This window comes from Rhodovulum sp., assembly GCF_011048875.1.
GTDB lineage: Bacteria > Pseudomonadota > Alphaproteobacteria > Rhodobacterales > Rhodobacteraceae > Rhodovulum > Rhodovulum tesquicola.
This window is the reverse complement of record NZ_DSDD01000123.1, coordinates 1-2,416: the sequence shown is the minus strand read 5'-3', so window position 1 is coordinate 2,416 and position 2,416 is coordinate 1. Positions and strand designations below refer to the sequence as shown.

Genomic DNA, 2,416 nt, shown 5'->3' with positions numbered 1-2,416 from the left:
GGTCGGCGAAATTTCGACGAGATCAAGCCCCGCTTCCTCGGCCAAGGCCATTCCCCGTTCGGGGGTCACGACACCGATGTTCTCGCCTTCCGCGCCGATGAGGCGGATCTCGGGGGCACGAATGCGCTCATTCACGCGGGGACCGGTGTCTCGCGTGGGAGGCGCGTTGTGGGGTCTGCGGGCTATGGTATGGTTCCTTTTCTACCGTAAATGCTGACGATCAAGTTACTCGTGGGAACGTCTTGCTTCAAGGCGGTTTTCCGCGGCCTTTTCGGCAGAGAAACGCCGCTGCGGCGTTCGTTCCGGTTTGTCTGTGCGTCGTTTTGTGCGACAAGCAGGCAGCGCAAGAACTGCGCGTGCACGCGAGATGAGGAAACAACCATGAAGAAAGCCCTGATCACGATCGTCATCCTCGCCGCCGTCGGGGTCGGCGGCTATGTCTGGTATATCGGCAACATGGCCGAGGATGAAGCGGCGCCCGAGATTGCGGTCGAGTCGCCCGATGAGGCCGTCGAGGAGGTGATCGAGGAGGCCGAAGAGGCTACCGGCGAAGCCGTCGAGGAGGTGATCGAGGAAGCCGAAGAGGCTGCCGGCGAAGCCGTCGAGGAGGTGATCGAGGAGGCCGAAGAGGCTGCCGAACAAGCCGAGGAAGCCGCAGAAGCCTTGGAAGAGGCGGTCGAGAGTGCCATCGAAGACGCCGCCGATGTTGCCGGGGAGGCTGCGGAGGCCGTCGAGGAAACGGTGACGGATGCGGCTGAAGCGGTTGAGGAGGCCGTGACAACCCCGCCTGCCGACGCGCTGAGCCCCGAGGGATTCGATGCCGATGCTGTCATCGCAATGATCGAAGACTCGTCGCTGGACGATGCCCAGAAAGGCGCCCTGAAGGCGGCGGTCGAAACCGCGCGCAACGTGCCCGAGATGTTGGGTGGCGTGCTCGACCAGGTGCGCACCGCGCTGGGCATGTAGAAGCCACGCGCGCGTCCCTGTTACGGCGCGTGTCTCGTGCGGCGCGCGTCCTGGCTCCCGATGCCTGAAAATGAACCCGCAAGACCAGTGTCTTGCGGGCTCTTTTTTGGTGGCCTGCTCCAAGCGAGCACCTGATCAGGCAGCCCTGCGCCCGACGGTCCGGGGGACGCCGACTGACCCGCGCATGCATCGCTCGTCCATCGCGCGCGCCTGCGGTTTCGGTTCTGAAACAGACTTCGCGCGGCACCGAACTCCGCTGAAAACGGGTCGTAGCTAGACCGGAGTCCGCGATAGTATCTCCAGCGCCTCGGCATGCACCGCGCTGTTGGCCGCCGCGATCACCCGCCCGCCCTGATGCGCCGACCCACCGCGCCAGTCGGTGACGATGCCGCCCGCCGCTTCGATCACCGCGATTGGGGCCTGGACGTCATAGGCCTGCAAGCCCGCCTCCACCACAAGGTCGATCTGGCCCAGCGCGACCAGCGCATAGGCATAGCAATCCAGCCCATAGCGCGTCAGCCGCACCTGCCCGGCAAGCGCGGCGAATGCGCGGGCCTCTTCGGGGCTGCCGATCTCGGGGAAGGTGGTGAACAGCGACGCCTCGGCCAGCGGGCGCGGCGCGCGCGTTTGCAGCGGGTGACGTCCCGTGCGCGCCTGCAATTCGGCCAGGCCCAGCCCGCCGAGGAAACGCTCGCCGATATAGGGCTGGTCGATCAGGCCGAAGAACGGCCCGCTCTCGTCCGCCACCGCGATCAGAACCCCCCAGGTCGGCGTGCCGCACATGAAGCTGCGCGTGCCGTCCACCGGGTCCAGCACCCAGGTCAGCCCGCTGCTGCCCGCGACCCCGGCAAGTTCCTCGCCCAGGATCGCGTCATCCGGCCGCCGTTCGGCCAGAACCGCGCGCATCGCCACCTCGGCCTCGCGGTCGGCCAGCGTGACCGGGTCGAACCCGGCACCGGCCTTGTTCTCGACCCCCAGCGCCGCAGTGCGGAAACGGGCAAGCGTCGCCGCACGCGCAGCGTCTGCCAGCGCATGCGCGGTGGCGATCAGCTCGTCGGAGTCGAAACGGGACATTCTGCCTCTTGGCTGGCCTGCGGAATGCGGGGCGCACCTCGCCCCTGGCCTGGGCGGTATCCGCCCGGCCGGGTTCCGTCAAGCGCGCGCGTCAGGCGACGTCGCTCAGCACCCGCGCCAGTTCGAACAACCGGCGCCGCTGGTTTTCCGGGATCGCATAGTAGGAGCGCACCAGTTCCAGCGCCTCCTTGTCTGACAGGATGTCGTCGGGCATGCCTTGCCCCTCGCCCTCTGGCATCTTGCTGTCCAGCCCCTCGAAGAAGAAGCTGACCGCCACGTCAAGCGCATCGGCGATGTCCCAAAGGCGCGACGCGCTGACACGGTTCATGCCAGTCTCGTATTTCTGGATCTGCTGGAACTTGATCCCGACCTTCTC

The 2,416-nt window shown here is 66.6% G+C and carries 3 protein-coding genes and 1 pseudogene; 1 reads left to right on the top strand and 3 read right to left on the bottom strand.

Features of this window, described 5'->3' with window-relative positions; translation table 11 throughout:
* Window positions 1–135, bottom strand: a pseudogene (locus ENN83_RS04100) (translation initiation factor IF-3); the annotation flags it as partial.
* Window positions 136–210: 75 nt separating this feature from the next.
* On the opposite strand from ENN83_RS04100, the gene ENN83_RS04095 reads away from it, so the two are divergent.
* Window positions 211–966 (top strand): hypothetical protein, encoded by a 756-nt coding sequence (locus tag ENN83_RS04095; RefSeq protein ID WP_287184341.1) that lies wholly within the window; start codon window positions 211–213, stop codon window positions 964–966.
* 273 nt (window positions 967–1,239) lie between these two features.
* Here the strand turns inward: ENN83_RS04095 and ENN83_RS04090 are convergent, their stop codons facing one another.
* Together ENN83_RS04090 and ENN83_RS04085 are read right to left on the bottom strand one after the other, a co-directional pair.
* Window positions 1,240–2,040, bottom strand: coding sequence for an inositol monophosphatase family protein (locus ENN83_RS04090; protein ID WP_287184339.1), 801 nt, complete (start codon window positions 2,038–2,040; stop codon window positions 1,240–1,242).
* 91 nt (window positions 2,041–2,131) lie between these two features.
* Window positions 2,132–2,416: helix-turn-helix domain-containing protein (locus ENN83_RS04085; RefSeq protein ID WP_287184337.1), on the bottom strand; the 285-nt coding region annotated here is incomplete at its 5' end.